The organism is Kitasatospora sp. NPDC057904, assembly GCF_042887925.1.
Taxonomy (GTDB): Bacteria; Actinomycetota; Actinomycetes; order Streptomycetales; family Streptomycetaceae; genus Kitasatospora.
Genome location: NZ_JBHVOL010000001.1, coordinates 1,058,337 through 1,083,542 on the forward strand (window position 1 = coordinate 1,058,337; position 25,206 = coordinate 1,083,542).

Sequence of the window (25,206 nt, forward strand, 5' to 3'; positions counted from 1 at the left end):
GTTCCCCGAAGTCCTGCACAGCCCTTCGAAGTCCTTCGAAACGATGGCTGGAGCCCCGCCCCGCGCCTCATAATTCCCCTATGCCGAGCGAGTTGAGATACGAGCCGCCGCTGCGCCTGCCCGCCGTCGTCACCGACCGCTGGGGCCGTGCCGACACCGTCCTGGTCAACGACGGGCAGACCTTCTCCCTGCTCCTGCGGGGCAACCGGTACGAGGGCGACAGCCTCGACTCCCTCGAACTCGTCGGCCGGCTCGACGAGGACGCCCTGCCGCCCGACCTGACCCGGCTCGACGAACTCTGCTCCTGCACGATCGAGTGGCGCACCCCGCTCCAGGTCACCGGTCCCGGCCCGGACCCGCGACCCGGCCTCCTGCACGCCCGGCTCGTCCTCGGCGACGCCAACCCCGACGGCAGTCTCGACGCCCTGCACGTGACCCTCGAACTCGACCTGCCCGACGACGCCGGCACCGTCGCCTCCGGCGGGCCCTGGGAGGACATGGAGGACGCGCTCCTCGACCTCCAGCGCCGGCTCCCGCCCGGCACCGCCCTCGCGGCCTGCATCGCGTGCGCGTTCTCCGACTACTCCCCGGCCGGTTCCGGCTTCATCGGCTCGATGGCCTGCTTCCGCGGCGCCAAGGACGCCTACCGCGGCGTCACCGGCAAGGCCGACATCTTCCGCCTCTGGGACCGCCGCACCGGCTTCGCCCAGGAGACCTTCCACTGCGCCGAGTTCGAGCCCCGCCGACCGGGCACCGGCTACCGGGGGTAGGGCCGGGGCCGCACGCGGCGGAAACCACTCGTTCCGGTGGTGTGGGGTCGTGCGGCGGCGCGGGTACAACAGAGGCAGCGCCGAGCCTCAAGGAGGCGTCCATGATCCCCCACTGGCGTGCCGTCAGAACTCCCTCACCCGATCCGTCCGACCCGACCGACCCGTCCGGCTCCCAGGACGAACGGACCGTCACCTTCCTGCGCCTCGGCGTCGGGCTGATCGGCATCCTCCTGCCGATCGCCCTGCCGCTGGGCAACTGGCTGTTCGCCGAGCTCAGGGGCCTGAGCACGAACGGCTACTGGCCCGCGTCGATGAGCGGCGCCTACTACTCCAGCACGCGGAACGTCTTCGTCGGGAGCCTGTGCGCCCTCGGGGTGTTCCTCGTCTGCTACCGCTTCGACCGCCGGGACGACCGCTGGAGCACGGCGGCCGGGGCGTGCGCGCTCGGTGTCGCGCTCTGCCCGACCTCGCCACCGAACCCGACGGCGTTCCAGGCCACGATCGGGGCCGTCCACCTCGTCCTCGCCGCGCTGCTGTACATCGTCCTGGCGCTGTTCTCCGTCTACTCCTTCCGCGACCCGCGGTACGAGCGCAAGCCGTGGGTCGCCCGCGGCTACCTGGCGGCCGGCGTGCTGATCCCCGCGCTGCTCCTGCTGGCCGCCGTCGCCGCGCTCACCCACCTCGGCACGGACTGGCCGATCCGCCCGGTCTACCTGTGCGAATGGCTCGCCACCTGGGCCTTCGGCGCGGCCTGGACGGGCGCCGCGGTCGAACTCGCCGCCGCGGCGGGCCCGTCCGGCTCGCGCGCCACCGTCGCACCGACCGCGGACCCGGCGCCCCAGTAACCGACGCACCGGTTCGCGTGACCGCCGCGCGGGGCCGGCCCCGCGCGGCGGCCCGCTGGACGCGACACGGACGGACGCACCACGAAGAACGCGCTCGTACCCGGCCGCGACCGGGACATCGCGATGGACGCGGGTGTGGCGGTCGAGCGCCGAGCGCGCGGCCTCACGACCCCGTCGCGGAGACCAGGCCCGCCTCGTAGGCGAGGATCACCAGCTGCACGCGGTCGCGGGCGTCGAGCTTGGCGAGCAGCCGGGTCATGTACGTCTTGACGGTGGCGATGCTGAGCACGAGCTCGGTCGCGATCTCGCCGTTGGACAGGCCCCGCCCGACGAGGGTGAGGATCTCGCGCTCGCGCCCGGTGATCGCGGCGAGGCGCGGGTGCTCCGACGCCGACGCGGAGGCCGGTGCCGGGGCCTGCCCCGCGAAGGTGGAGATCAGGCGGCGGGTGACGCTCGGCGCGATGAGCGCCTCCCCCGCCGCGACCACCCGCACGGCGGCGAGGATGTCGTCCAGCGCCATGTCCTTGACCAGGAACCCGGACGCCCCGGCCCGCAGCGCCGCGTACACGTGGTCGTCGTCGTCGAACGTGGTGAGTACGACGACCCGGGTCGGCCCGCCGGCGGCGGTGACCAGGCGGGTGGCCTCGATGCCGTCCGTGCCGGGCATCCGGATGTCCATCACGACGACGTCCGGCCGCAGTTCGGCGGCCAGCCGGACGGCGTCGGCGCCGGTGCCGGCCTCGCCGACCACCTCGACGTCGTCCGTCTCCGCGATCACCATCTCCAGCGCGGCGCGCACCAGCGGCTGGTCGTCGGCCAGCACGACGCGGACCACCCGCTGTTCCACCGGCCCGCTCGCGGTCCCGCTCACCGACCCGCTCACCGGCCCGCCTCCGCCCGCAGGGGCAGCCGGGCCGCGACCCGGAACCCGCCCCCGGGGCGCGGCCCGGCGCTGAACTCGCCGTCCAGCAGCGCGACCCGCTCGCGCAGCCCGGCCAGGCCGAAGCCGCTGCCCGGGGCGGTGCCGTGGCCCCGGCCCCGGTCGGTGATCTCGACGGACACCTCGCCCTCCTTCGTGCGGTCGACGGACACCCGGCAGGCGCTCGCGCCCGCGTGGCGCACCACGTTGGTGACGGACTCCTGGATGACACGGAACACCGCGAGGTCCAACTCGTCCGGGAGCCCGGCCTGTTCACCGAGCCGCCGGACCTCCACCGCGACACCCGCGGCGGTGGTCGCGGCGGCCAGCCGGTCGAGGTCGGCCAGGCCCTGCGGCACAGTGGCCGAGACCTCCCCCTCGGCCTGGCGCAGCGCGACGAGCATCCGGCGCAGCCCGGCGAGCGTCTCCCGTCCGGCGGTCTCGATCGCGCCGAGCGCCTCCTTGGCCCGCTCCGGCCGGGTGTCGATGACCCGGCGGGCGGCGCCGGCCTGGAGGGCGATGATGCCGATGCTGTGGGCGACGGTGTCGTGCATCTCGCGGGCGATCCGCAGGCGTTCGTCGGTGACGGCCGCCGCGGCCGCCCGGGTGCTCAGCGCCTCGGCGTGCTCGCGGTTCTGCCGCACCGAGCGCCCGGCCAGCCAGGCGACGAGGGCGAGCAGCGCGGCTCCGTCGGCGGATCCGATGTGGGTGCCGGTGAAGATGCCGACGGTGTTGCCGTGCACGAGCCCCATGTGCAGCACGAGGAACGTCATGACCAGGGCGAACGCGCTCCGGGAGGAGCGGCGCGGCGCGGTGGCGGTGATCAGGCAGAGGGCGGCGTCGACGGCGAGCAGCGAGGCCGGGGGCACCTGGGTGTTGGCGGCCCAGCCGTCCGTCTCCGTCCAGGTGGCGATCAGCAGCAGTGCCACGGAGAGCACCGGCAGACGGCGCACGAGGGCGGCGCCGGCGAAGGCGACGGCGGTGTCGAGCAGGGTGAACGCCAGGCCGCCGTGCGCGGCGGCGCCGCTGTGCTGCCGGGCGGTGCCGCCGAGCACGACGGCGGGGTAGGCGGCGGCCGCGCACCAGGCGAGTCCCACCCAGGCCTCGGGCGGGACGCGCCGGAACAGCGGCGGGGTCGGCGTCGTGATCATGGTGGTGATCGTATCGACGGATCGTCGGCGGGTCATCAAACCGTGGTTGTACGACCGGGGATGACGGCCGGGGCCGCACGGTGTCAGCGCCGGTCCGATGCGGCGGTCCGGTCCGCTCCGGCACCGTATTGCCCATGATCGAAGTCACCGAGCTGACCAAGCGCTACGGCCGCCGGACCGCCGTGGACGGCCTCACCTTCACCGTCCGCCCCGGCCACGTCACCGGCTTCCTCGGCCCCAACGGCGCCGGGAAGTCCACCACCCTGCGGATGGTCCTCGGCCTGAACGAGCCGACCTCCGGCACCGCGACCGTCGACGGACGCTCCTTCCGCGACCTCAAGCGCGGCCTGCGCCACGTCGGCGCACTGCTCGACGCCGCCGACGTCCACGGCGGCCGCACCGGCCGCGCCCACCTGCGGGCGCTGGCGCGCAGCAACGCGATCCCGCTCGGGCGGGTCGACGAGCTGCTCGCCGAGGTCGGCCTGGCGGGTGCCGCGCGCCGCCGGATCGGCGGGTACTCGCTCGGCATGCGCCAGCGGCTCGGCATCGCGGGTGCCCTGCTCGGCGACCCGCCGGTGCTCCTCTTCGACGAGCCGCTCAACGGCCTCGACCCGGAGGGCGTCCTGTGGGTGCGCGGGCTGTTCCGCCGCCTGGCGGCCGAGGGGCGGACGGTCTTCGTCTCCAGCCACCTGATGAGCGAGATGGAGCACACCGCCGACCGGCTGGTCGTGATCGGCCGGGGCCGGCTGATCGCCGACGAGGGCCTGACGGAGTTCTCCGCGAGGGCCGGCCGGTCGAGCGTGACCGTCGTCGCGGCCGAACCCACCCGGCTGGCCGGGGTGTTGACGGCCGCCGGCGCCACCGTCCGGCCGGCCCCGGAGGGCGCCCTCGCCGTCACCGGCCTCTCCGCCCCGCGGATCGGCGAACTCGCCCTGGAAAACCGCCTCTTGCTGCACGCCCTCACCACCCGCGGCGCCTCCCTGGAGGAGGCGTTCATGGAACTGACCGCCGACAGCGTCGAATACCTCGCCGGAGAGTCCCGTTGAGCACCCTCGCCATGACCGCCACCACCACCGCGCCGGGCCGCGCCCGCTTCCGCGACCTCCTCGCCGCCGAGTGGATCAAGTTCTGGTCGCTGCGCTCGACCCCGTGGGTCCTGCTGCTCGGCGCCGCCGTGGTCGTCCTCGCCGCCGTCAAGAACGCCACCTACACGTACGACCACTTCGAGCCCGGCCCGACGGCCGGCTACCACCAGGCCGCGCTCGACTCGGCGTTCAGCGCCGTCGGCGCCGACGTCGTCATGCTGGTGGGAGGCGGGCTCGGCGCGTTCGTCGTCGTCTGCGAGTACGCCAGCGGCCTCATCCGGGCGAGTCTCGCGGCCGTCCCCGACCGGCGGGCGCTGCTGCTCGCCAAGGCGGCCGTGCTGACGGGCGTGATGCTCGGCTGGGGCGCCGCGGTCTCGGGCACCGCCTTCGGCGTGGCACAGGCGATCATCGGCGGCCGGGGCATCGGGCTGCCGATCACCGACCCGGGCGCGTTCCGGTTCGTCGCGGCGGCCGCGCTGTTCGCGCCGGTCTGCGCGCTCGTCGGACTGTGCCTGGGCGTGCTGATCCGGCACACGGCGGCGAGCGTCGTGAGCACGATCCTGGTGCTGTTCTTCGTGCCGTCGTTCTTCACCGACACCTACCACTGGTCCGCCGACGTCGCGCACGCCCTGCCGTTCACCGCGTGGCGCCGGTTGGCCCAGGTGGACCTGACGAACCAGCGGGTGTCGCCGTACCCGGCCACGGTCGCGAGCGGCTGGATCACGTTCGCGGTGTGGTCCGTCGCGGCGGTCGCGATCGCCGCGCTCACGATCCGGCGCCGGGACCACTGACGGGCGCGCCGAATGGCGGGCGAACGACGAGCGCACCGAACGACGAGCGGGGCCCGCCACGGGGGTGCGGGCCCCGCGTCACCTGGTGCGCCCGGCCGCCAGGTCCGCCGCCGCGACCACCAGCGCCGCCAGGACCAGGCCCGCCGCGACCGTCGCCCCCAGCTCGAAGGCGACCGCCCAGTCCGGGTTCCTCCCGCGGGCGTGGGCGAAGAAGACCGAGCCGACGATCGCGATCCCCACCGCCGAACCGACGCGCTGCGCGGTCTGCAGCACCCCGCCCGCACTGCCGGCCCGGGCGAGCGGGACCTGCGAGAGCGTCAGCGTCTGGTTCGGCGAGATCACCAGCCCGCTGCCCGTCCCCGCCACCAGGAGCGGCAGCGCCGTCGCCCAGCCCGCCCACGTCCCGGGCCCCAGCCGGACCGCCAGGATCGACGCCCCGAGCCCGACGAGCACCAGCACCAGCCCGAACACCACCAGCCGCCGCCCCAGCCGGGTCACCACCCGCCCGCCGAGCGCGGCCGAGACGGCCGAACCCACCGCGAACGGCGTGATCGACAGACCCGCCGCCAGCGCCGAGTAGTGCAGCCCCGCCTGGAGGTACAGCGTGAAGATGAAGAAGATCGCCGTGAACCCCGCGAAGTACACCAGCGACAGCGCCACCCCCGCCGCGTACGGGCGCACCGCGAACAGCTCCATGTTCACGAGCGGCTCCCGCCGCCGCGCGTAGTGCCGCTCCCACCCGACGAACGCCCCCAGCAGCAGCACCGCCACCGGCAGCAGCAGCCACCGCGCCGGGCTGTGCCACTGCTGCTCCTGGACGAACGGCAGCAGCAGCGCCACCGTCCCGCCGCCGAGCAGCACCACCCCGACCGGGTCGAAGTCCCGGTGCCCCGCCCGCTCACCCGCCGGCGGGGGCGGCGGCAGCAGGTGGTAGGCGACCGGCAGCGCCGCGATCCCGATCGGCAGGTTGACCAGGAACACCCACCGCCAGCCGTCCTGCGGCCCGAACAGGTGGATCAGCAGCCCGCCCAGCAGCGGGCCGACCGCCGTCGACACCCCGATCGTCGACCCCAGCGCACCGAACGCCCGCCCCCGCTCGGCCCCCTGGAACAGCGTCTGGATGAACCCGGACACCTGCGGCACCAGCACCCCGCCCGCCGCGCCCTGGAACAGCCGGGCCAGCACCAGCCACGTCTGGTCCTGCGCCGCCCCCGCGAGCGCGCTGGCCAGCGTGAACAGCGCCAGCCCGGTCAGGAACACCGCCCGCCGGCTGCGCGCGTCCCCGAGCCGCCCGGCCGGGACCAGCACGAGCCCGAAGGCCAGCGCGTAGCCGCTCAGCACCCACTGCAGGCCGCTCTCCGACATGTGCAGCCCGGTGCGGACGGTCGGCAGGGCGACGTTCACGATGCTGACGTCCAGCAGCGTCATGAACCCGGCCACCAGGCACACCGCGAGCGCCCGCCAGCGCCGCGCCCCGGCCCGCCCGCCGACGGCGGAGGCGCCCCGGGACGGCGGGCGCGCGGTGCTGTTGGGGGGATCGGGGTTCATGGGGAGCCTTCTCCGGACCTCCGGACGCCCGGCATCGTCGGACGCCCGGCATCGCCCTGGGGGCCTCATCCTCACCCCGCCCGACCGCGGGGGCCACCCGGCTCACCCGGACGGCCGAACCGCCGCGCGGCGGGCCCGCGGGCGCGGCGAGGCTGGGCGCATGACCGTCGACACCGAGACCACGCCGTCCGCCCCGCCCGTGCTGGACGTCCGGCAGCGGAACGTCGTCTTCGCCACGATCGTGCTCGGCATGCTGCTGGCCGCCCTCGACCAGACGATCGTCGGCACCGCGCTGCCCACCATCGTCGCGGACCTGGGCGGCGCCGCCCACATGTCCTGGGTGGTCACCTCCTACCTGCTCGCCGAGACGGTCGCCACCGTGCTGGCCGGCAAGTTCGGCGACCTGTACGGGCGCAAGCTGCTCTTCCAGGTGTCCGCGATCGTCTTCATCACCGGCTCGTTCTTCTGCGGCCTGGCGACGAACATGACGCTGCTGATCGCCTGGCGCGCCCTCCAGGGCATCGGCGCGGGCGGCCTGATGGTCACCGCGATGGCGCTGATCGCCGACGTCATCCCGCTGCGGGAGCGCGGCAAGTACCAGGGCGCGATCGGCGCGGTGTTCGGCGTGGCGACGGTCATCGGCCCGCTGCTCGGCGGGCTGTTCACCGACCACCTGTCCTGGCGCTGGGCGTTCTACGTCAACGTGCCGATCGCCGTCCTCGTGGTCGTCGCGGCGGCCCGGACGATCCCCTCGGTGCGGGCCGCCGTCCGGCCGGTCATCGACTACCTGGGGATCGCGCTGGTCGCGGTCGGGGCCGGCGCCCTGATCCTGGCCACCAGTTGGGGCGGCAACCAGTACGCGTGGGGCTCGGCGACGATCATCGGCCTGTTCGCGGGCGGCGCCGTGGCGCTCGGCCTGTTCTGCGTGGTCGAGACGCGCGCGGCCCAACCCATGCTGCCCATGCGGCTGTTCCGCAACCCGGTGTTCGCGGTCTGCTCGGTGCTCAGCTTCATCGTCGGCTTCGCCATGCTCGGCGCGCTGACCTTCCTGCCGACCTTCCTCCAGTACGTGGACGGCGACTCCGCCACCGTCTCCGGCGTCCGCATGCTCCCGATGGTCATCGGCCTGCTGCTCGCCTCCATCGCCAGCGGCAACGTCGTCAGCAAGACCGGCCAGTACCGGCTGTTCCCCATCGCCGGCACCCTCGTGATGGCCCTCGGCCTCTACCTGCTCTCGCTGCTCAAACCCGGGACGGGCACCGCACTCGCCTCGCTGTACATGTTCGTCCTCGGCGTCGGCATCGGGCTGAGCATGCAGGTGCTCACCATCGCGGTGCAGAACACCGTCGACTACGCGGACCTCGGCACCGCCACCTCCGGCGTCACGTTCTTCCGCACCATCGGCAGCTCCTTCGGCACCGCCGTCTTCGGCACCATCTACGCCAACAGCCTGAAGACCGAACTCGCCGACGGCATCGCCTCCTCCGCCCGCCTCACCGGCGCGAGCCCGGCCGTGCTCGGCAAGGCCGCCGAGAGCCCGCAGGGCCTGCACGCGCTGCCCGCCGACCAGGCCGCGCCGATCGTCCAGGCGTACTCCGACGCCCTGCACACCGTCTACCTGTGGACCATCCCGGTCGCGGTGGTCGGCTTCGTCGTCGCGCTGTTCCTCAAGCAGGTCAAACTGCGCGACACCGCGCGGGCCGGCTCCACCGACCTCGGCGAGGCCTTCGCCCAGCCGACCACCAGCGACGCCGACCCGCACCTGGAGTACTCGGTCTGCAAGATCGTGCGCGGGGTCGACCTCGACGCCGTCCGCTCGATCGTCTCCACCGCCGACACCCGCGTCGACCTCGCCGGCGCGTGGGCCCTCATGGAGGTCGCCGGCCACACCAAGGCCGTCGGCCGGGCCTCCCTCGACCTCATCGCCGCGCGCAAGCGCGTCCCGCCCGAGGTCCTGGAACCGGTCTTCGACCGCATGACCGACGAGGGCTACCTCACCCGCGACGGCGACCAGCTGATCCCCACCGAGGCCGGCCGCCGGCAGATCACCGCCCTGGCCCGCGCCTGGTCCGACTGGCTCAACGCCCGCCTCGACGCCGACGCCGGCCGCCCCCGCAGCCCCCGACTGCGCACCGCCGCCGACGCCATCGCCTGGCGCCTCCTCGTCGAGGACCTCACCAACGGCCTCCCGACCCACGCCCGCCCGAAGGCCCCGGCGACGGTGCCGGCGGAGTAGGCGGCGAGGCCCCTACACCAGCGGCTTGGCCAGGACGAGTTCGCGGCCGGTGCCGTCGTCGAGGAGGTCGCCGAGCTCGTCGGTGTCGGCGAAGGCGTGGCGGCGGTAGAGGGCGATCGCGGCGTCGTTGTGGGGCGTGACGGCGAGCTTCAGGGTGGAGCAGCCCTGGGCGGCGGCCCACTTGGCGATCTCGGTGATCAGGAGGTCGCCGGCGCCCCGGCCGCGGGCCTGCGGGGCGACCCACATCGAGATGAGCTCGGCGGCCGTCGGGTCCTCGTCGGCGGGGACGCCGCTGGCCATGGCGACGGGCGTGCCGTCCAGGACGGCGACCAGGTCGAGCGCGCCGGGGATCTCCAGGCGCGAGCGCCAGCGGTCCTCGTGGTCGCCGGGGCCCTGCCAGTCGGCCAGGGTGGAGCCGAAGGCGTACGGCGCCTCGGCGAGCGCGGCGAGGCGCAGCTCGCGGAAGACGGGCCAGTCGTCGGAGGAGAGGATTCGCAGTTCAAGCATGGTGCGGACCTTGCCGCACCGGGCACCGGTACGGCAAGCCCATTATCCGGCGAGGGGCGGGTCCGCCCTGGTTCGGAGGACCGTCACGACCGGCGGAGACGGGATCGCTCCGCACTGTCCGTCAGCCGGTCATGGGCGGGTTGAGGCGGGCGAAGGCCTCCTGGCGGCGGTAGGGGAAGTAGGGGTAGGGGGCGGTGCGGTGGCTGGCGGCGTCGAGGCGGGTGATCTGGTCGGGGGTGAGGGACCAGCCGACGGCGCCGAGGTTCTGGCGGAGCTGGTCCTCGTTGCGGGCGCCGATGATGACGGAGGAGACGGTCGGGCGGCGCAGGAGCCAGTTGATCGCCACCTGGGGGACGGTGCGGCCGGTCTCCTCGGCGATCTCGTCGAGGGCGTCGACGACGCGGTGGAGGTGGTCGTCCTCGACCGGGGGGCCGTAGTCGGCGGTGTCGTGGAGACGGCTGCCGGCCGGGACGGGCGTGCCGCGGCGGATCCTGCCGGTGAGGCGGCCCCAGCCGAGCGGGCTCCAGACGAGGGCGCCGACGCCCTGGTCGGCGGCCAGCGGCATCAGCTCCCACTCGTAGTCGCGGCCGACGAGCGAGTAGTAGACCTGGTGGGCGGCGTAGCGGGGGCGGCCTTGGCGGTCGGCGGCGGCGAGGGACTTCATGAGCTGCCAGCCGGAGAAGTTGGACACGCCGGTGTAGCGGACCTTGCCGGCGCGGACGAGGTCGTCGAAGGTGGCCAGGACCTCCTCGACGGGGGTCGCGGCGTCGAAGGCGTGGAGCTGGAAGAGGTCGATGTAGTCGGTGCCGAGGCGGCGCAGGGCGTCGTCGACGGCCTTGGTGAGGCGGGCCCGGGAGGTGCCGGCGTCGTTGGGGCCCTCACCGGTGGGCAGGCCGGCCTTGGTGGAGATGAGGACCCGGTCGCGGCGGCCGTGGACGGCCTTGCCGAGCACCTCCTCGGAGGCGCCGTCGGAGTAGACGTCGGCGGTGTCGAACATCGTCACGCCGGCGTCGATGGCGATGTCGAGGAGGCGGCGGGCCTCCTGGTCGCCGGTGGTGCCCCAGGCGCCGAAGAGCGGGCCCCGCCCGCCGAAGGTGCCGGTGCCGAGGCTGAGCGCGGGGACCTTGAGGCCGGACGCGCCGAGCTGACGGTATTCCATGGTGATTGCTCCCCCAGGAGGCGACTAACGGGACGTTCGTTCCGTTAAGATGCCTCGACCGTAGCAGAGTCCGACGAGCTAATGGAACAGGAATCCCGTTAATGGTCGACGAGAGCCAGCCCGTCCCGGGCACCGTCCGCCCCGGCGGCCGCACCGCGCGCGTGCGCGCCGCCGTCCTGCGCGCCGCGGAGGACGCGCTCGTCGAGCACGGCTTCGCCGGCCTCGACCTCGGCGACATCGCCCAGCGCGCCGAGGTCGGGCGCACCACCGTCTACCGGCGCTGGGGCGGCACCAGCGCCCTGGTCGCCGACCTGCTCGCAGACATGGCCGAGCAGTCGCTGCCGCGCACCCGCAGCGGCTCGCTCGCCGAGGACCTGCGCGCCAACGCCCGGCTGGTCCAGCGCACCCTCGCCGACCCGCGCCAGGGCGCGCTGTTCCGCGCGGTGATCGTCGCGGCGAACGGCGACGCGGGCGCGGCGGAGGCGCTCCGGCGCTTCTACGAGGTGCGGGTCGCCGAGTGGGCGCCGTGCGTCACCGAGGCCGTCGAGCGCGGCGAACTGCCCGCCGGCACCGACCCGGCGGAGGTCGTGCGGGCCGTCTCGGCCCCGCTCTACTACCGGATGCTCACGACGGCCGACCCGCTGGACGAGGCCGCCGCCGACCGCGCCGCAGCAGCCGCCGAGGCGGCGGCCCGGGCCGGGGCGTACTGCCGCTGAACCGCGAACGGCCGCACAGCGCAGGGGCGTTGTGCGGCCGAAGGGGCCAGGAACACCAGGGTCACCGGGCCGCTTCCTCCAGGACCGCCATCGCCGCGTTGTGGCCGGAGATGCCGCTGACTCCCCCACCGCGTACCGCCCCCGCGCCGCACAGCAGCACGTTCGGGTGGGCCGTCGCCACGCCCCAGCGTTCGGCGGCGCCGGCCGGATCCCCTTCCGCGTACGGGAAGGACAGGTCGCGGTGGAAGATGTGACCGCCCGGCAGGCCGAGCTCGCGCTCCAGGTCCAGCGGCGTCTTCGCCTCCACGCAGGGCCGCCCGTCGGCATCCGTCGCCAGGCAGTCGGCGATCGGCTCGGCGAGCACCTCGTCCAGCTGCGCCAGACTCGCCGCCAGCGCACGGGCCTTGACGTCCTCGTACGTCGACGGGTCCGCGAACAGCCGTGCGGGCGTGTGGAGCCCGAAGAGGGTCAGGGTGTGGAGGCCCTGCCCGATCGCGCCAGGGCCGAGGATCGAGCTGTCGGTGAGCGTGTGGCAGTAGATCTCGGACGGCGGCGCCGAGGGCAGCCGGCCCGACGCCGCCTCGCCGTACGCCGCCTCCAACTGCCGGTAGCCTTCGGCGATGTGGAACGTCCCGGAGAAGGCGTCCCGCGGGTCGACGGCGGAGTCGCGGAGGGCGGGAAGTCGGCGCAACACCATGTTGACCTTCAACTGCGCGCCTTCCGGCGGAAGTTCAGCCGAAGGCTCGCCACCGAGAAGCCGCGCCAGGGTCGCCGGCGCCGCGTTCACCAGTACCTTGGCACCCACCACTACGGCTTCGCGGTCTTTATGACGGTAGGTCACCTCGGCATCGCCGTGGCCGTCCGTCGCGATCGCCGTGACCTCGCATCCGGTGCGCAGCTCGGCACCCGCCGCCAGCGCCGCCTCCGTGAGTGCGCCGGTGACCGCGCCCATGCCGCCGACCGGGACGTCCCAGTCGCCCGTTCCGTTGCCGATGACGTGGTAGAGGAAGCAGCGGTTCTGCCGCAGCGAGCGGTCGTGGGCGTGGGTGAACGTGCCGATCAGGGCGTCCGTCAGCACGACGCCGCGCACGAGGTCGTCGGCGAAGGTCCGCTCGATCGCCTCGCCCAGCGGCCGCTCGAACAGCGCCTCCCAGGCGGCGTCGTCCCCGATCCGGCGACGCAGCTCGGCGCGCGAGGGAAGTGGTTCGGTGAGCGTGGGGAAGACGCGCTCGGCGATCCGCCCGGTCGTGCCGTAGAAGCGGCGCCAGGCCTCCCACTCGCGCTCGCCGCCGGTCAGCGCCCGGAAGGACTCGCGCGTGCGGTCCGGGTCGGCCGCGTCGACGAGCAGGCCGGTCGGCTTCCCGTCCCGCACCACCGGCGTGTACGAGGAGATCCGGCGGCGCCGCAGCTCCAGCCGCAGGCCGAGCTCGCGCACGATCGCGCGCGGGAGCAGGCTCACGAGGTACGAGTAGCGCGACAGCCGCGCGTCGATCCCCGGGAAGGCCTCGGCCGACACCGCCGCCCCGCCCACCCGCGGCAGCCGTTCGAGCACCAGCACCCGCCGCCCGGCCCGCGCGAGGTACGTCGCCGCCACCAGTCCGTTGTGCCCGCCGCCGACGATCACGGCGTCGTACCGCGAGGACGCGTTCGTGTTCATCCGGCCACGGTACGACCGAACGGACGCCGCGTCACCGGTTCGGGGCGCACCGGCTGCGCTCCGTAGCCGTCCTTCGTAGCGTCATGGCCATGACGATCATTGCGAAAGCACGCGCGGCCTGCGTCGCCGCCCTCGTCGGCGCGACCCTGGCGGCCGGCACCGGGACCGCGACGGCCGGCGGCGGCGTCGGCGGGGGCGTCGGCGGCGGGGGCGTCGGCGGCATCGAGGCGGCGTCGGTGCCGTACTACCACCAGGCACTCGCCAACGACTGCGAGGCGGCGGCCCTGCGCATGGTCCTGGCCTCGCGCGGCGTGACGGCGAGCGACCAGGACGTCCTGGACCGGATCGGCGTCGACTGGGACCACCCCGAGTTCGGGCACTCCGGCCCACTCTCCGGTGACCCGTACGAGGCCTTCGTCGGCGACCCGGACGGCTCGGAGGTGGACGGCACCGGCTTCGGCGTGTACGCCCCGCCGGTGGCGAAGGCCGCCCGCGCCTTCGGGCTCTCCGTGGCCCATTCGGGCTCGGGCATCTCGGTCCAGACCCTGAAGGACAGCCTGGCCGCCGGCCGCCCGGCGATCGTGTGGGTGGACTACCTGTGGCGCCACCTCAGGTCGACCACCTACACGGCGTACGACGGCGTCAAGGTCCTCTACGCGGGACCGGCCGAACACGCCGTCGTCGTCACGGGGTTCGGCGACGGCACGGTGTCGGTCAACGACCCCGCGCGCGGCCGGACGACCGTCTCGGAGACGGACTTCGAGAACGGCTACGCGACCTACGGCCGGATGGCGGTCGTCGTCGACTGACCAGGACCGCCACCCGCCGCGGGACGGCCTAGAAGAAGCTGTCGTCGTCGCCCTCGTAGTAGTTGTTGACGACGACCTGGGGCTCGTCGTCGCTCAGCGCCTCGTTGAGCAGCGCGCCGCCGACCAGGCCCGCGGCACCGGCACCCAGCAGGGCGCCGGTGCCGAAGCGGCGGCCGCCCTGCTGCTCCGGGTGGCCCTGGCCGGGGACCTGCGGGTACCCCTGCTGGTAGCCCTGGGGGTACCCCTGCTGGACCGGCTGCGGGTACCCCTGCTGCGGGGTGTAGAACGGCGGCGGGGTGGTCTGCACGCGCTGAGCACAGGCGGCGCACGCCTGGATCGGGCGCGGCACGCCCCACTGCGGCGACCACTGCACCGCGGTCGAGCCGACGCCGTGCGAGGGGTCGAAGAAGCACGTCACTGCGGAACTCCCTGTTGCTTGCTGGACCGTTGCTGCCTGAGGGACAGAGGGGACGGCCGGCGGGGCCGCAGGCGCCGCCGGGGCGGCCGGCTGGAGCAGCGCGACGCCGAAGTCGGTCGCGATGCCCGCCAGCCCGGTCGCGTAGCCCTGCCCCACGGCCCGGAACTTCCAGTCCGCGCCGTTGCGGTAGAGCTCGCCGAACACCATCGCCGTCTCGCTGCCCGCCTCGGCGGCGACGTCGTAGCGCACCACCTCGGTGGCCCCGTCGGCGTCGGTGATCCGGATGTACGCGCCGCTCACCTGACCGAAGGACTGCCGGCGCTGCGCCGCGTCGTAGATGGCGACGGCGAAGACGATCCGCTCGACGTCGGCGGACACGTCGGTGAGCGAGACGTCGATCCGCTCGCGGTCCCCGCCGGCACCCAGGTCACTGCCGTGGTGGCGGACCGAGCCGTCCGGGCTGCGCAGGTTGTTGAAGAAGACGAAGTGCCCGTCCGAGACGACCTGCCCGGAGCGCCCGCACAGCAGCGCGCTGGCGTCCAGGTCGTATCCGGGGCCCGCCGTCCAGCCGAGGCCCACCCGCACGGCCCCGAGCCCGGGGGCCTGCTTGCCCAGCGAGACGTTGCCGCCCTTCGTCAGGGCCACACCCATGGCGCTTCCTCTCCTCCACACCCTTGCTTTTTGCACTGCCGACCTCGACAACGCTGTAGAGCCCGTGCCGGTTCCCGCCGACAGGTCAGTACCGGACGGGCAGCTCCAGCAGGCCGCGGGCGCGCAGCGCGGGCCGGTGGCGCAGCTGCTCGACGGGCACGTCGAGGGCCAGGTCGGGGAAGCGGCGCAGCAGCGCGCCGAGCGCGATCTCGGTCTCCATGCGGGCGAGCGGCGCGCCGAGGCAGTAGTGGATGCCGTGGCCGAGGGAGAGGTGGCCGCTCTCGCGGCGGCGCAGGTCGAGCCGGTCCGGGTCCGCGAACTGGTCGGGGTCGCGGTTGGCGGACGCTATGGCGAGCAGGACGGTCTCGCCGGCCGGGACGGTGACGCCGCCGATGGTGACGTCCTCGCGCGGGAAGCGTCGGATGGACAGCGGGGCCGGGCCGTCGAAGCGGGCGAACTCGTCGAACGCGCCCTCGACCAGGGCCGGTTCGGCCCGCAGGGCGGCGAGCTGCTCGGGGTGGGTGAGCAGGGCGAGGACGGCGTTGGCGATGAGGTGGACGGTGTTCTCGTAGCCGGCGAAGAGGATCAGGAAGGCGAGCGAGGTGAGTTCGTCCTCGCTGAGCCGGTCCTCGGCGTCGCGGACCGCGATGAGGTCGGAGAGGAGGTCGTCGCCGGGGGCGGTGCGCTTGCGCCCGATGAGGCCGGTGAAGAAGGCGAGCATCGCGCCGACGGCGGCCTTGGCGTCCTGCGGGCGCTCGGGGTCGGGGGTGATGAGGGCGTCGGTCCAGGCGCGGAAGTCGTGCCGGTCGTCCTCGGGGACGCCGAGCAGGTCGCAGATGACCGTGATGGGCAGCGGCGCGGCGTAGGCGGCGAGCAGGTCGGCGCGGCCGAGCGGGGCCATCGCGTCGAGCAGCTGCTCGGCGACCCGCTCGATCGGGCCGCGCAGGGCGGCGGTCCGGCCCGGGGTGAACGCCTTGGTGACCAGCCGGCGGATGCGGGTGTGGTCGGGCGGGTCCATGGTGAGCAGGTTGGCATCGAGGGCCGGCGGCAGCCTGAAGCCGCGGTAGTTGCCGGGCGCCGCATGGGCCTTGTCGAGGGACAGCCGCGGGTCGGCGAGGGCCTGGCGGACGTCCGCGTAGCGGGTCACCAGCCACACGGGCAGTCCGTCCGGTCCGACGACCCGGTGGACGGGGGCGGCGGCGCGCAGGGCGGCGTAGCCCGCGTAGGGGTCGGCGATCAGGGCCTTCACGGTCAGGTCGGATGACGTCACATGATCACCTTACGACCGGCGGCGGACCCCGTTTCCGCTGCCCCGGGCCGCGCAGGCCGGGCCGGCGAAGCGCGTCCCCACCGCCCGGGCCCGGGAACCCGCGATCTCGCGGTAGGCGTCGGCGCGGCCCGCCCAGTGCGAGCCCTCGACGGACTTGCCGCGCTCCAGGTCCTTGTAGACCTGGAAGAAGTGGGTGATCTCCAGCAGGTCGAAGCGCGGCAGGTCTCCGATGTCGCGCAGGCCCTCGTAGCGCGGGTCCCGGGCCGGCACGCACAACACCTTCTGGTCCGGCCCGCGTTCGTCGCGCATGACCCACATGCCGACGGCCCGGCAGGTCTGCACGCAGCCCGGCACGGCCGGCTCGCCGCCGAGCACGAGGGCGTCCAGCGGTTCGCCGTCGCCGCCGAGGGTGCCCTCGACGTAGCCGTAGTCCGCCGGGTAGCGGGTGGCGGTGAAGAGCGTCCGGTCGAGGCGGATGCGGCCCGCGGCGAAGTCCATCACGTACTTGTTGCGGGATCCCTGCGGGATCTCGATCATGACCTCGAAGAACGTCGACCCGGGCCCGCCCCGGTCCTCGAACTCCACCTGCGCCTCCACTGCGGCCTCCTCGCCGGTCCTGTGGCGATTGTCCGCCGCGGGGGCCCGCGCTGCCCACCCCCCGCGACGCGTGTTGGGGCGCGGGGTGCGCGCGGTACCGTCACCGCATGCCCGAAACCCGGTTGACCACCCCCTCGTTCCTCGTGCTCGGCATCATCGACAAGCTGGGCGAGGCCAGCCCGTACGACGTCAAGGTGGAGGCGGCCCGGACGGTCGCGCCGTTCTGGTCGGTGCCGCACGCGCAGGTGTACGCGCAGTGCGACCGCCTGCTGCAGGGCGGGCTGCTGTCCGAGGTGCGGCAGGAGGGCGGGCGGGGCCGACGGCTGATGCGGCTCACCGACGGGGGGAGGGCCGCGCTGGCCGAGTGGCTGGCCGATCCGGGCTTCGAGCCGGTGGAGGCGCGGGAGCGGAACATCCTCAAGCTGTGGTTCGGCGGCAGCCCGCGGATCCTCGCGCCGGGGCAGGTGCTGGAGCACGGCCGCACGCTCGGCGAGTACGAGCACCTGGCGGAGGAGGTCGGCGAGCTGCTGAGCCGGGGGGAGCGCGAGGCGCTGGAGTTCGGCATCCGGTACGAGCGGATGATGGTGGACTTCTGGCAGTGGGTGCAGTCCCGCGACGACTCCTGACGCCCGCGCGGCGCCCACCCGACGCCTACCTGACGGTAGCAATCCGCGCCGCACCCATTGACCGCACCGTCGGACGGCCCTACGGTCCCCATAGTCCTTTCTGGACCATCTGATCAGGACCGTGGGAAACCGCACAGGCGGGAGGGTCGCGATGCGGCGGCTGAACGGCACGACGGACGACCGGAGCGGACGGACGGAAGGACCGCGGCAGGTCCGCTGGGGCCGGGTGGCCGCCCTCGCGGTCGCCGGGCTCTGCGTCGTCTACGCGCCCATCGCCATGACCGACGTCTGGCCCTACGAGCACCCCGGCGCGTTCGCGCCCGGCCGGTGGGTGCTCGCCCACTCCGGGGTCTCGCCCGCCTACGTGGCCGAGGCGCTCGCCGACCGCCTCGAACCGTACCGGCGCAGCTTCGTGCCGCTGCTGGTGCACACGGTCCTCGGCGGCGTCCTGATGCTGCTCGGCCCGCTCCAGCTCTGGTCGGCCGTCCGGCGGCGGATCCGGCTGCACCGCACCGTCGGCGTCGTCTTCGCCGTCACGGTGTACGCGTCGATGGCCGGCGCCGCCGTCTACCTGGCCCGCACCCCGCCGGCCCAGGCGTTCAGCGGGGCCGCGTTCTGGGTCGTCCTCGCCACCATCCTGGTCGGCACGGTGCTGAGCACGACGCTCGGCATCGGCGCCGCCCTCACCGGCTTCCCCGACCTGCACCAGCGCTGGCTGCTGCTCTGCTACGGCTACCTGATGACGGCGCCGCTGCTGCGCCTGGAGTGGGGCGCGCTGCCGCTCGTCCTCGGGAGCCGGCCGGTCGCCGAGCTCAACCGGGTGGCGATCATGCACCTCGGGTCGATCGTGACGTTCGGCGCCCTGGCCGCCTCCCGGGCCCTCGACCGGCGGACCACCGTGCGCGGCATGACCGGCACGTGGTGCCCGCCCGCCGTCCTGGCCGCCGCCCAACTCGTGGGCGCCGCCGGGGTGGTGTGGCTGGTCCGGTCGTTCGCGGCCTGGGGCCCGGAGGGCCGGCGGCTCCTGCTCGCCTACCTGATCCCGCTCCTGCTGACGTACGTCTTCATCATGGTGCGGCAGCGGCGGACGACGGGCTGGGCGCGCGAGGAGTGGCGGCTGCACCTGGCGTTCCTGTGCCTGGCGCCCGCGTTCTCCGCCGTCGCGGCACCGCTCTTCGAGCACGGGATGCGCCTGGACGGGCGGACCGCGCTCATGGCCGGTGTCGGCATCGGCTGCGGGATGCTCGCCTTCGCGGCCACCGCGGTGGTGAGCCTGCGGGTGCTGTACGCCCGTGAGGTGACGAAGCGTCAGAGCAAGGCGCCGGTCGCGCGGCCGACGTCGGCCCTCCCGCTGTAGCAACCTCTGCCCGGGCCGACGACCAACTCCGCAGGAGGACCGTACACATGAGCACCCAGGACCCGGACCTCGGTGGCCGGGAGCTGTCGCCCGCCATCACGACGCTGTCCGCCGTCGTCGCGGTCGTCAGCATCCTGACCGGCGCACTGATGGCCGTCGCGGGCCTGACCGGGCACGCCTTCGGCGCGTGGCACTCGCCGGAGGCGCTCAGCCCCGGGCTGATCGGCGCGGCCATGGTCGGCGTCTCCCCCGGGCTGCTCGTGGTCGGCCGCGCGCGGGTGTGGGAGGAGGTGCGCACGCTCGTCCTGCCGACCGCCGTCGTGCTCGTCGGCCTGTTCGCCGTCAGCGTCGCCGACGGGCGCGAACTGCACGTCGCCACCGGCGGGTTGATCGTCCTGGTGATGTTCAGCCTGGGCTGGGTGGCCGTGCTCGGCGCGCTGGCCGCCGCGTCGGTGCTCTGCCTCGTCGTGCAGTACCGGCGGCCGGTCACCGCGCCCCCGGCCCGGACCGCCCCGCTGCCCGCGTGGTCGAAGCCGCTGCTCGCGGTGCTCGGCTCCGGGTGGCTCGGCCTCGGTACCGGCCTGGTGCTCGCTCCCCGCTTCTGGGGCGGGCTCGTGCCGTGGGCGGTCGGCCGGGCCGACGCGCAGGGCCTCGGGGTGTGGTGCCTCGCGCTCGGGGTGGGCGTGCTCGGCGCCCTCGCCGAGGACGACCTCGCCCGGCTGCGGCCCGCCCTGCTCTCCGTCCCCGGGGTGGCACTGGCGTCGGCCGTCCTGCTGGCCGGGCGCGCGGGGGACGTCACGTGGTCGTCCGGGGCGGCGCTCCCGCTCGTCGTCCTGCTCGCCGGCCTGCTCTCCACCGGCGCCATCGGCCACTGGCTGCTGACCCGGCGGGCCGTGCCGGCCTGACGGACACCGTGCTCGCCGAACTCCTGGCCGTGCCCGACGGCGAAGGCGAGCGGTTCGTCGCCACGCTGGAGCGGACGGCCGCCGACCGCCTCACGGCCGTCGTCCGCGAACGCAACCCCGAGCGGCCGAACAAGTACCTCACGCACACCTGGACGCTCGCCCTCCACCCGCCGCAGTGACGGGCGGAGGACGAGCGCCTGCCCGTCAGTCCACGACGGGGAGTTCGAGGTAGGACGGACGGGCTCCGCCGTGGCCGATCGCGTACGCGGCGCGGCCGTCGGCGGGGAGCAGCTGGAACGAGTCCGGGTTCGCCGCGGCGACCGTGACGCGGATCCGGTCGCCCGCCTTGAACAGCACCGAGGTGGGGAGCAGGTCCACCGTCACCCGCTCGGGGCGGCCCTGCGGGAACGGGGTCGCGTCGGCGGCGGCGTACGTGCGGGGCGTGCGCAGGCTCCGCCAGTCGGGGTTGTCGTCCCGGTCGGCCACTGCGCGGTCGGCCAGGGCGAGTTGGCCTTCCGTCAGGTACGTGACGCGGCCGTCCGGGGTGACGTCCTCCAGGTACACGTGCAGGGCGCCGTTCGCCGATCCCTCCAGCCCGGTGACGTCGAGGACCACGCGGCCGAGGCCGGTCACCCGGGTGTCGCGGCCGAGGGCCGGGCCGGTGTAGCTGAGGAGACGGGTGTCCACGGCGGCGCGGTCGGGGTAACTGACCTTGTTCCCGGTGAGGTTGGTGTTCCAGCGGTCGAACGGGCCGGTCCCGGCGGTCGGGTCGAGGCGGAGCGTGTCACTGCCCCCGCCCGTACCGCCACTGCCCTTGCCGTCGCCGCCGCCGTCCTCCTCCGGGCGCTGCCAGGAGAGCGCGTTTCCGCCGTCGAGGTAGAGGCGGCGGTCGCGGGTGCCGGGCAGCGGGAAGCGGTCGGTCGTGCGCCAGACCCCCTCGTTCATGGTGTAGTAGTGCAACTCCCGCTTGCCATCCGGCTGTTCGCCGTTCTTGACGTACCGGTCGAAGAACGCGACGGTCCGGTCGTCGAGTTGGGCGCGCTCGGCGTCCGTCAGGTGGCGCGGGGTCCGGAACGGGTCCGCGATCCACGCCATGCCGTGGCTCCACGGGCCGATCCACGCGTCCTGGGTGTTCGACAGGGTGGTGAACTGGGACAGCACGCCGTTGGCGGTGCCCGCGTCGAGCCAGCCGGCGTCCGTCAGGACGGGCACACCGCCCGCCTCGACGGCGTCGGTCTTCTCGCCGACGCTGCCGACCGTCCAGCTCTTCGGGCCGTCCTGGTAGTCGCGGTAGGCGCCCTGGTGGGCCATCTCGACGAGGTTGGCGTTGCCCGCGTGCTCGGCCCGGGCGGCGGCCAGCAGCGCGGTGCCGTCCGGACCGTCCACCGGCCGCGGGATCGCGCCGGTGAGGCCGGTGGCGTCGCACACCGCCCGGGTCTCGGCGCTGGTGTCGCAGGTGGTGCCGGCCGACCGGTCGAGGATCCGCAGGAGCATCGCGTAGGGCGCGATCCGCGGTTCGATGAGCACCCCGCCGGGGCGCACCAGGTCCTCGTACGGGTCGAAGTCGTAGGAGACCGGCGCGGCGGCGGTGATGTGGTGGTCGCCGAGCGCGGTGGCGAGCATCGCCGTGTCGCCGCCGTAGGAGACGCCGGTGGTGCCGACCCGGCCGTCGGACCAGGGCTGCGCGGCGATCCAGTCGCTCAGGGAGCCGCTGTCGGCGACGGCCTTCTCGCCGATCTCGGCGTCCAGCGTGCCGAAGGACGCGCCGGTGCCGCGCAGGTCGGCGACGACGTAGGCGTAGCCGCGGGCGTTCCACCCCGCCGCGTCGCCGCTCTCGCCCTGGTCGGGGACGCCCTGCTGGACGCGGGCCCGCCAGTAGCGCTGGGTGACCAGGACCGTCGGCAGGTTCGCGCCCGCGGTGGTGCCGGCGGGCAGGTGGACGTCGACGGCCAGCCGCACGCCGTCGGGCATGGGCACGTACAGCGACCGCAGGTGCGGTTCGGCCGGCGGTGCGGCAGCGGCCGGGACCGTCGACAGCCCGAGGACGGTCAGTGCCGCGACCGCCGCCGCCGAGGCGCGGCGGAGCCTCCCCCCTCCACGGCTCATCGGACCGTCGCCTCCCACGGACCCTTCTCCGGGCGGGCCTCGGAGTCCGTCCCCGGCCACGGCGGCATCGTGACGGCCGCGATGCGCAGCGGCCCTTCGGCGTCGTCGTCCGCCCGGAACTGGAACGCGGTGCCCAGCGGTATCGAGGCGGCCGTCCCGGGGGCGAGCGGGACGCTCTCCTCGCGGTCCCCCTGCCGGCGCCACAGCCGGCCGCGGCCCTCGGTGACGAACCACAGTTCCTGCACGGTGGCGTGCGACACCGCGCGCGTCACGTCCCCGGGTGCGAGCTCGAAGACCGCGAGGCTCCCCTGCCCGGCCAGGTCGAGCAGCGGGAACACCGCCGCACCGTCCGGCGCCACCACGACGGGCGCCTCGCCTACATCTGTCGTCCCGAACGGCTGCACGTTCAACGAATGCATGTGAATCGGACCCGGCCTCTCTGGCACGTCTTCCACGACGGAACACCGCTGGCTCGCCCCCACCGCCGATGGGATCACGCGCTGCGGAACGCCCGCCAGAGGACCGGTCCCTGGCTTTACCCTGAACCCGGCGTCCGGGTCACCCCCTGCGCCACCCAGTGCGCTCAGTCACCCGCCGTGACGGCCGTCCCGCCGAACTCGCGGACCGCGTCCGCCACGATCGCGTCCAGCCGCGCGTGGTGTGCGCCGCGCCAGTACGCCTGGCCGCAGTCCGCGCACTGCGCGAACGCGTCGTACGAGCGCTCGGTGCCGTCGTGCAGCTGCTCGCGCACCGTCGTCTTCTCCACCGTGCGCAGCGTCCCGTTGCACGTCGTGCAGCGGCTCCAGGGAGCCAGCGGCGGGGCGAAGCGGGAGAGGACGTCGCGCAGCTGCTCGGCCGGGCGGTGGCTGTAGACGTAGGCGCCGGCCCAGAGTTCGCGGCGGCGCAGCAGGCCGCGGTCGCGCGAGAGCATGACGCGCCGCTCGGCGGCGGAGCGGGCGGCGAGGGCGGCGTCGCCGATGTCCGGGTTCTCGTAGGCGGCGTCGACGCCGAGCAGGCGCAGGCGGCGGGCGAGGGTGCCGAGGTGGACGTCGAGCAGGAAGCGCAGCGGGCCCGGGGCGGGCTGCGGGCGGGCCACCCCGCGCACCTCGACGTGTTCGGCGTCGGCCGGGACGTGCGAGTCGGGCACCGGGCGGCCGTCGACGAGCAGGGCCCCGACCTCGGTGAGCGGCACCCCGAGGGACTCGACGACGTGGCCGAGCGTCGAGGTGCCGTCGGTGCGCAGCTCGGACCGGCCCTCGCGGCGCCGGCCGGCGACGAAGAGGTGCAGCTCAGGGGCGAAGTCGACGAAGATCTGCGGTCTGTCCGGGGTGTCCACGCGGCCAGCATGCCAGCGGGCGGCGAGCCGGGGCCACCGTTTTCCGGCGCCGGTCCGGCCGTACGGTGCCGGAGTACGATCGGACGTATCCGGAGCAACGGCGGCCTTGGGAGCACGCGATGGCCGGTGACAGGCAGCCCCACGACGGCCGGCGGGCCCACGGCGACCGGCGGGACGACGATGCGGCGGGACCCCTGGCCCGCCTGGACACCGGGGAGCCGGACGACCTCTTCGACGGCCGCGACGAGCGCGGGCCCCGCCGGAAGGGCGAGGAGCAGCCCTACGGCGGCGACGACGACCTCTACGGCGCCTCGGCGGCGGTGGCCGGCGTCGGGGCCGCGGACGTCAGCGCGTCGGACGCGGCGGTGAGCGGCGCCGAGGAGCCCGACGACGGGTGACGCCGGTCGCGCTCGGCCCACCGGACGGCCGGGCCCATCGCGTAGCCGGCCGCCAGGAACACCGCGCCGAGCACGAGCCAGCCGGGCAGTCCGCCGTCGAGCAGCAGCGTCGTGAGGACGAGCGGCCCGAGGGTGCGCGCGACGGCGACGCCCGTCCCGAAGAAGCCCTGGTACTGCCCGATCCGGTCGGCGGGCGCGAGGTCGAAGCTGATCTGCCACGACCCGGCCGACTGCCGCATCTCCCCCACCAGCAGGAAGACCGAGCCGCCCAGCAGCAGCGCCGCGAACGCCCACTCGGGCACGTCCAGCGCCGAGAGGCCGAACACCGCGCACGAGCCGAGCAGCAGCACACCGGCCGAGCGCACCGCGCGCGAACCCGACGCGGGGTCGCTGACGTCGCGCGCCACCCGCACCTGGAACGCCATCACACCCACGGTGTTGAGGACGAACAGCACCGACCCGAGCCAGCCGAGGCCCGACGCCCGCTGCGCGAGCCAGAGCGGGATCACGAGGCTCAGCAACGGCATCCGCAGCAGCAGAACGGTGTTGACGAGCGCGACGACGGCGTACCGGCGGTCCGTCAGCACCTCGAAGCGCGGCCCCGGCCTCGACTGGCCCGCCGTCGAAGGGACTTCGGGCAGCCGCAGCAGGACCAGCCCGCCGACGACGAACCCGAGCGAGGTCACGACGAACGCCCCGAGGTACGCCTCGCGGGTGCCGACGGTCAGCGCGATGCCGCCGATCGCGGCGCCGACCGCCAGTCCGCCGTTGAGCGTCGACTGCAGGTGGGCCAGCAGGCCGGTGCGCTCCGCGGGCGACACCAGCCCGCCGACGAGCGCCTGGCGCGCGGCGGTGAGCCCGGACTGGGTGGTCGCGTAGAGGCAGATGGCGGCCAGGAACAGCGGGTAGGAGCGGATCACCAGGAACAGCGCGACGACCGCCGCCGTCGCCAGCGCGAGCCCCACCGCCGTGCGGCGCGGGCCCCGCTGGTCGGCGAGCTGGCCCAGCGGCACGCCCGCGAGCGAGCCGAGCGCCCACGCGACGGCGAGGCCGATACCGAGGCGGGCCGCGGACATCCCGACGACGTGCGTGAAGTAGAGCGCGGAGCAGGTGTAGTAGGCACCGTCCCCGACGGCGCTCGCCAACTGGGCGGCGGCGAGCGTCCGCTGGGGCCCGGCGGGCGGGACGAGACGAGTCGGCACTTCGCTCCTGACAGGTCGGTGGACGGCGCGCGGGCCGCCCGTTCGCAACGGTTCACAACGGTTCGCACGCCAGCCTAGGGAGCCAGTGGCCCATCCGGAAGAGCCAATGATCAAGCTCTTTCCTGGGCCACTTGTCCATCGGTACCC

At 74.5% G+C, this 25,206-nt stretch carries 25 protein-coding genes; 12 read left to right on the forward strand and 13 right to left on the reverse strand.

Features of this window, described 5'->3' with window-relative positions; genetic code table 11:
* Positions 1 to 80: 80 nt before the first annotated feature.
* Together ACFVSN_RS04860 and ACFVSN_RS04865 are read left to right on the forward strand one after the other, a co-directional pair.
* Positions 81 to 770, forward strand: a complete 690-nt coding sequence (locus tag ACFVSN_RS04860; RefSeq protein WP_380442665.1) for a DUF6304 family protein — start codon at positions 81 to 83, stop codon at positions 768 to 770.
* Positions 771 to 871: 101 nt separating this feature from the next.
* On the forward strand, positions 872 to 1,615 hold the full coding sequence (locus tag ACFVSN_RS04865; protein ID WP_380508143.1) for a hypothetical protein: 744 nt from the start codon (positions 872 to 874) through the stop codon (positions 1,613 to 1,615).
* Between the two features lie 163 nt (positions 1,616 to 1,778).
* Here ACFVSN_RS04865 and ACFVSN_RS04870 read toward each other — a convergent pair whose 3' ends face one another.
* Positions 1,779 to 2,486 carry a response regulator gene (locus ACFVSN_RS04870; protein WP_387593660.1) on the reverse strand — a complete coding sequence of 236 codons (708 nt, stop codon included), beginning with the start codon at positions 2,484 to 2,486 and terminating at the stop codon, positions 1,779 to 1,781.
* 8 nt (positions 2,487 to 2,494) lie between these two features.
* Positions 2,495 to 3,685 (reverse strand): sensor histidine kinase, encoded by a 1,191-nt coding sequence (locus tag ACFVSN_RS04875; protein WP_387953696.1) that lies wholly within the window; start codon positions 3,683 to 3,685, stop codon positions 2,495 to 2,497.
* Between the two features lie 134 nt (positions 3,686 to 3,819).
* Between ACFVSN_RS04875 and ACFVSN_RS04880 the strand changes: the two genes are divergently transcribed.
* Positions 3,820 to 4,731 carry an ATP-binding cassette domain-containing protein gene (locus ACFVSN_RS04880; RefSeq protein WP_380442673.1) on the forward strand — a complete coding sequence of 304 codons (912 nt, stop codon included), beginning with the start codon at positions 3,820 to 3,822 and terminating at the stop codon, positions 4,729 to 4,731.
* Entirely contained in the window at positions 4,728 to 5,561 is an 834-nt protein-coding gene (locus ACFVSN_RS04885) for an ABC transporter permease (protein WP_380508132.1), read from the forward strand. Before ACFVSN_RS04880 ends, ACFVSN_RS04885 begins: the two co-directional genes overlap by 4 nt.
* Before the next feature lie 78 nt (positions 5,562 to 5,639).
* Here ACFVSN_RS04885 and ACFVSN_RS04890 read toward each other — a convergent pair whose 3' ends face one another.
* Positions 5,640 to 7,109 carry an MFS transporter gene (locus ACFVSN_RS04890; protein WP_380442677.1) on the reverse strand — a complete coding sequence of 490 codons (1,470 nt, stop codon included), beginning with the start codon at positions 7,107 to 7,109 and terminating at the stop codon, positions 5,640 to 5,642.
* Positions 7,110 to 7,269: 160 nt separating this feature from the next.
* Here ACFVSN_RS04890 and ACFVSN_RS04895 point away from each other — a divergent pair, with 160 nt between their 5' ends.
* Positions 7,270 to 9,345, forward strand: coding sequence for an MDR family MFS transporter (locus ACFVSN_RS04895; protein ID WP_380442679.1), 2,076 nt, complete (start codon positions 7,270 to 7,272; stop codon positions 9,343 to 9,345).
* Between the two features lie 12 nt (positions 9,346 to 9,357).
* Here ACFVSN_RS04895 and ACFVSN_RS04900 read toward each other — a convergent pair whose 3' ends face one another.
* A complete protein-coding gene (locus tag ACFVSN_RS04900) occupies positions 9,358 to 9,852 on the reverse strand; it encodes a GNAT family N-acetyltransferase (protein ID WP_380442681.1) in 495 nt (164 codons plus the stop codon).
* 121 nt (positions 9,853 to 9,973) lie between these two features.
* Complete coding sequence (locus ACFVSN_RS04905) at positions 9,974 to 11,011, reverse strand: aldo/keto reductase (RefSeq protein WP_387593654.1); 1,038 nt, start codon at positions 11,009 to 11,011, stop codon at positions 9,974 to 9,976.
* Positions 11,012 to 11,112: 101 nt separating this feature from the next.
* Here ACFVSN_RS04905 and ACFVSN_RS04910 point away from each other — a divergent pair, with 101 nt between their 5' ends.
* Complete coding sequence (locus tag ACFVSN_RS04910) at positions 11,113 to 11,727, forward strand: TetR/AcrR family transcriptional regulator (protein WP_380442685.1); 615 nt, start codon at positions 11,113 to 11,115, stop codon at positions 11,725 to 11,727.
* Between the two features lie 61 nt (positions 11,728 to 11,788).
* Here ACFVSN_RS04910 and ACFVSN_RS04915 read toward each other — a convergent pair whose 3' ends face one another.
* Positions 11,789 to 13,384: a phytoene desaturase family protein gene (locus ACFVSN_RS04915; protein ID WP_387593652.1), complete on the reverse strand. Its 1,596-nt coding sequence runs from the start codon at positions 13,382 to 13,384 to the stop codon at positions 11,789 to 11,791.
* Between the two features lie 89 nt (positions 13,385 to 13,473).
* On the opposite strand from ACFVSN_RS04915, the gene ACFVSN_RS04920 reads away from it, so the two are divergent.
* Positions 13,474 to 14,193, forward strand: a complete 720-nt coding sequence (locus tag ACFVSN_RS04920) for a C39 family peptidase (protein WP_380442688.1) — start codon at positions 13,474 to 13,476, stop codon at positions 14,191 to 14,193.
* A 28-nt stretch (positions 14,194 to 14,221) separates the two neighbouring features.
* On the opposite strand, the gene ACFVSN_RS04925 is transcribed toward ACFVSN_RS04920, so the two are convergent.
* The 3 genes from ACFVSN_RS04925 to ACFVSN_RS04935 all read right to left on the reverse strand — a co-directional run bounded on the left by ACFVSN_RS04925 (position 14,222) and on the right by ACFVSN_RS04935 (position 17,069).
* The gene (locus ACFVSN_RS04925) at positions 14,222 to 15,262 is read right to left on the reverse strand and encodes a TerD family protein (protein ID WP_380495289.1); all 1,041 of its coding nucleotides are present in this window, start codon (positions 15,260 to 15,262) and stop codon (positions 14,222 to 14,224) included.
* Positions 15,263 to 15,347: 85 nt separating this feature from the next.
* Positions 15,348 to 16,532: a cytochrome P450 gene (locus tag ACFVSN_RS04930; protein WP_380508114.1), complete on the reverse strand. Its 1,185-nt coding sequence runs from the start codon at positions 16,530 to 16,532 to the stop codon at positions 15,348 to 15,350.
* A gap of 9 nt (positions 16,533 to 16,541) precedes the next feature.
* On the reverse strand, positions 16,542 to 17,069 hold the full coding sequence (locus ACFVSN_RS04935) for an inorganic diphosphatase (protein WP_387593729.1): 528 nt from the start codon (positions 17,067 to 17,069) through the stop codon (positions 16,542 to 16,544).
* Positions 17,070 to 17,236: 167 nt separating this feature from the next.
* On the opposite strand from ACFVSN_RS04935, the gene ACFVSN_RS04940 reads away from it, so the two are divergent.
* From ACFVSN_RS04940 to ACFVSN_RS04955, 4 genes are all read left to right on the forward strand, one after another.
* A complete protein-coding gene (locus ACFVSN_RS04940) occupies positions 17,237 to 17,755 on the forward strand; it encodes a PadR family transcriptional regulator (protein ID WP_380442694.1) in 519 nt (172 codons plus the stop codon).
* Positions 17,756 to 17,876: 121 nt separating this feature from the next.
* Positions 17,877 to 19,112 carry a DUF2306 domain-containing protein gene (locus ACFVSN_RS04945; protein WP_387593649.1) on the forward strand — a complete coding sequence of 412 codons (1,236 nt, stop codon included), beginning with the start codon at positions 17,877 to 17,879 and terminating at the stop codon, positions 19,110 to 19,112.
* A gap of 47 nt (positions 19,113 to 19,159) precedes the next feature.
* Positions 19,160 to 20,017, forward strand: a complete 858-nt coding sequence (locus ACFVSN_RS04950; RefSeq protein ID WP_387593647.1) for a hypothetical protein — start codon at positions 19,160 to 19,162, stop codon at positions 20,015 to 20,017.
* Between the two features lie 8 nt (positions 20,018 to 20,025).
* The gene (locus ACFVSN_RS04955) at positions 20,026 to 20,196 is read left to right on the forward strand and encodes a hypothetical protein (RefSeq protein ID WP_387593645.1); all 171 of its coding nucleotides are present in this window, start codon (positions 20,026 to 20,028) and stop codon (positions 20,194 to 20,196) included.
* Positions 20,197 to 20,221: 25 nt separating this feature from the next.
* On the opposite strand, the gene ACFVSN_RS04960 is transcribed toward ACFVSN_RS04955, so the two are convergent.
* The 3 genes from ACFVSN_RS04960 to ACFVSN_RS04970 all read right to left on the reverse strand — a co-directional run bounded on the left by ACFVSN_RS04960 (position 20,222) and on the right by ACFVSN_RS04970 (position 23,459).
* Positions 20,222 to 22,123: a CocE/NonD family hydrolase gene (locus tag ACFVSN_RS04960; protein ID WP_387593643.1), complete on the reverse strand. Its 1,902-nt coding sequence runs from the start codon at positions 22,121 to 22,123 to the stop codon at positions 20,222 to 20,224.
* Positions 22,120 to 22,527 carry a cupin domain-containing protein gene (locus tag ACFVSN_RS04965; RefSeq protein WP_387593728.1) on the reverse strand — a complete coding sequence of 136 codons (408 nt, stop codon included), beginning with the start codon at positions 22,525 to 22,527 and terminating at the stop codon, positions 22,120 to 22,122. Before ACFVSN_RS04965 ends, ACFVSN_RS04960 begins: the two co-directional genes overlap by 4 nt.
* Before the next feature lie 179 nt (positions 22,528 to 22,706).
* Entirely contained in the window at positions 22,707 to 23,459 is a 753-nt protein-coding gene (locus tag ACFVSN_RS04970) for a Mut7-C RNAse domain-containing protein (RefSeq protein ID WP_380495274.1), read from the reverse strand.
* A gap of 119 nt (positions 23,460 to 23,578) precedes the next feature.
* Between ACFVSN_RS04970 and ACFVSN_RS04975 the strand changes: the two genes are divergently transcribed.
* On the forward strand, positions 23,579 to 23,857 hold the full coding sequence (locus ACFVSN_RS04975) for a hypothetical protein (protein WP_380442706.1): 279 nt from the start codon (positions 23,579 to 23,581) through the stop codon (positions 23,855 to 23,857).
* On the opposite strand, the gene ACFVSN_RS04980 is transcribed toward ACFVSN_RS04975, so the two are convergent.
* Positions 23,761 to 25,059, reverse strand: coding sequence for an MFS transporter (locus ACFVSN_RS04980; protein ID WP_380495272.1), 1,299 nt, complete (start codon positions 25,057 to 25,059; stop codon positions 23,761 to 23,763). The genes ACFVSN_RS04975 and ACFVSN_RS04980 overlap by 97 nt on opposite strands.
* Between the last annotated feature and the right edge of the window lie 147 nt (positions 25,060 to 25,206).

What these genes read in the sequence shown, in the direction of transcription:
- ACFVSN_RS04860 (WP_380442665.1), top strand. Translation starts at nt 81, where the DNA reads ATGCCGAGCGAGTTGAGATACGAGCCGCCGCTGCGCCTGCCCGCCGTC.
- ACFVSN_RS04865 (WP_380508143.1), top strand. Translation starts at nt 872, where the DNA reads ATGATCCCCCACTGGCGTGCCGTCAGAACTCCCTCACCCGATCCGTCC.
- ACFVSN_RS04935 (WP_387593729.1), bottom strand. Translation starts at nt 17,069, where the DNA reads ATGATCGAGATCCCGCAGGGATCCCGCAACAAGTACGTGATGGACTTC.
- ACFVSN_RS04940 (WP_380442694.1), top strand. Translation starts at nt 17,237, where the DNA reads ATGCCCGAAACCCGGTTGACCACCCCCTCGTTCCTCGTGCTCGGCATC.
- ACFVSN_RS04960 (WP_387593643.1), bottom strand. Translation starts at nt 22,123, where the DNA reads ATGAGCCGTGGAGGGGGGAGGCTCCGCCGCGCCTCGGCGGCGGCGGTC.
- ACFVSN_RS04875 (WP_387953696.1), bottom strand. Translation starts at nt 3,685, where the DNA reads ATGATCACGACGCCGACCCCGCCGCTGTTCCGGCGCGTCCCGCCCGAG.
- ACFVSN_RS04975 (WP_380442706.1), top strand. Translation starts at nt 23,579, where the DNA reads ATGGCCGGTGACAGGCAGCCCCACGACGGCCGGCGGGCCCACGGCGAC.
- ACFVSN_RS04880 (WP_380442673.1), top strand. Translation starts at nt 3,820, where the DNA reads ATGATCGAAGTCACCGAGCTGACCAAGCGCTACGGCCGCCGGACCGCC.
- ACFVSN_RS04915 (WP_387593652.1), bottom strand. Translation starts at nt 13,384, where the DNA reads ATGAACACGAACGCGTCCTCGCGGTACGACGCCGTGATCGTCGGCGGC.
- ACFVSN_RS04895 (WP_380442679.1), top strand. Translation starts at nt 7,270, where the DNA reads ATGACCGTCGACACCGAGACCACGCCGTCCGCCCCGCCCGTGCTGGAC.
- ACFVSN_RS04925 (WP_380495289.1), bottom strand. Translation starts at nt 15,262, where the DNA reads ATGGGTGTGGCCCTGACGAAGGGCGGCAACGTCTCGCTGGGCAAGCAG.
- ACFVSN_RS04920 (WP_380442688.1), top strand. Translation starts at nt 13,474, where the DNA reads ATGACGATCATTGCGAAAGCACGCGCGGCCTGCGTCGCCGCCCTCGTC.
- ACFVSN_RS04910 (WP_380442685.1), top strand. Translation starts at nt 11,113, where the DNA reads ATGGTCGACGAGAGCCAGCCCGTCCCGGGCACCGTCCGCCCCGGCGGC.
- ACFVSN_RS04950 (WP_387593647.1), top strand. Translation starts at nt 19,160, where the DNA reads ATGAGCACCCAGGACCCGGACCTCGGTGGCCGGGAGCTGTCGCCCGCC.
- ACFVSN_RS04905 (WP_387593654.1), bottom strand. Translation starts at nt 11,011, where the DNA reads ATGGAATACCGTCAGCTCGGCGCGTCCGGCCTCAAGGTCCCCGCGCTC.
- ACFVSN_RS04890 (WP_380442677.1), bottom strand. Translation starts at nt 7,109, where the DNA reads ATGAACCCCGATCCCCCCAACAGCACCGCGCGCCCGCCGTCCCGGGGC.
- ACFVSN_RS04900 (WP_380442681.1), bottom strand. Translation starts at nt 9,852, where the DNA reads ATGCTTGAACTGCGAATCCTCTCCTCCGACGACTGGCCCGTCTTCCGC.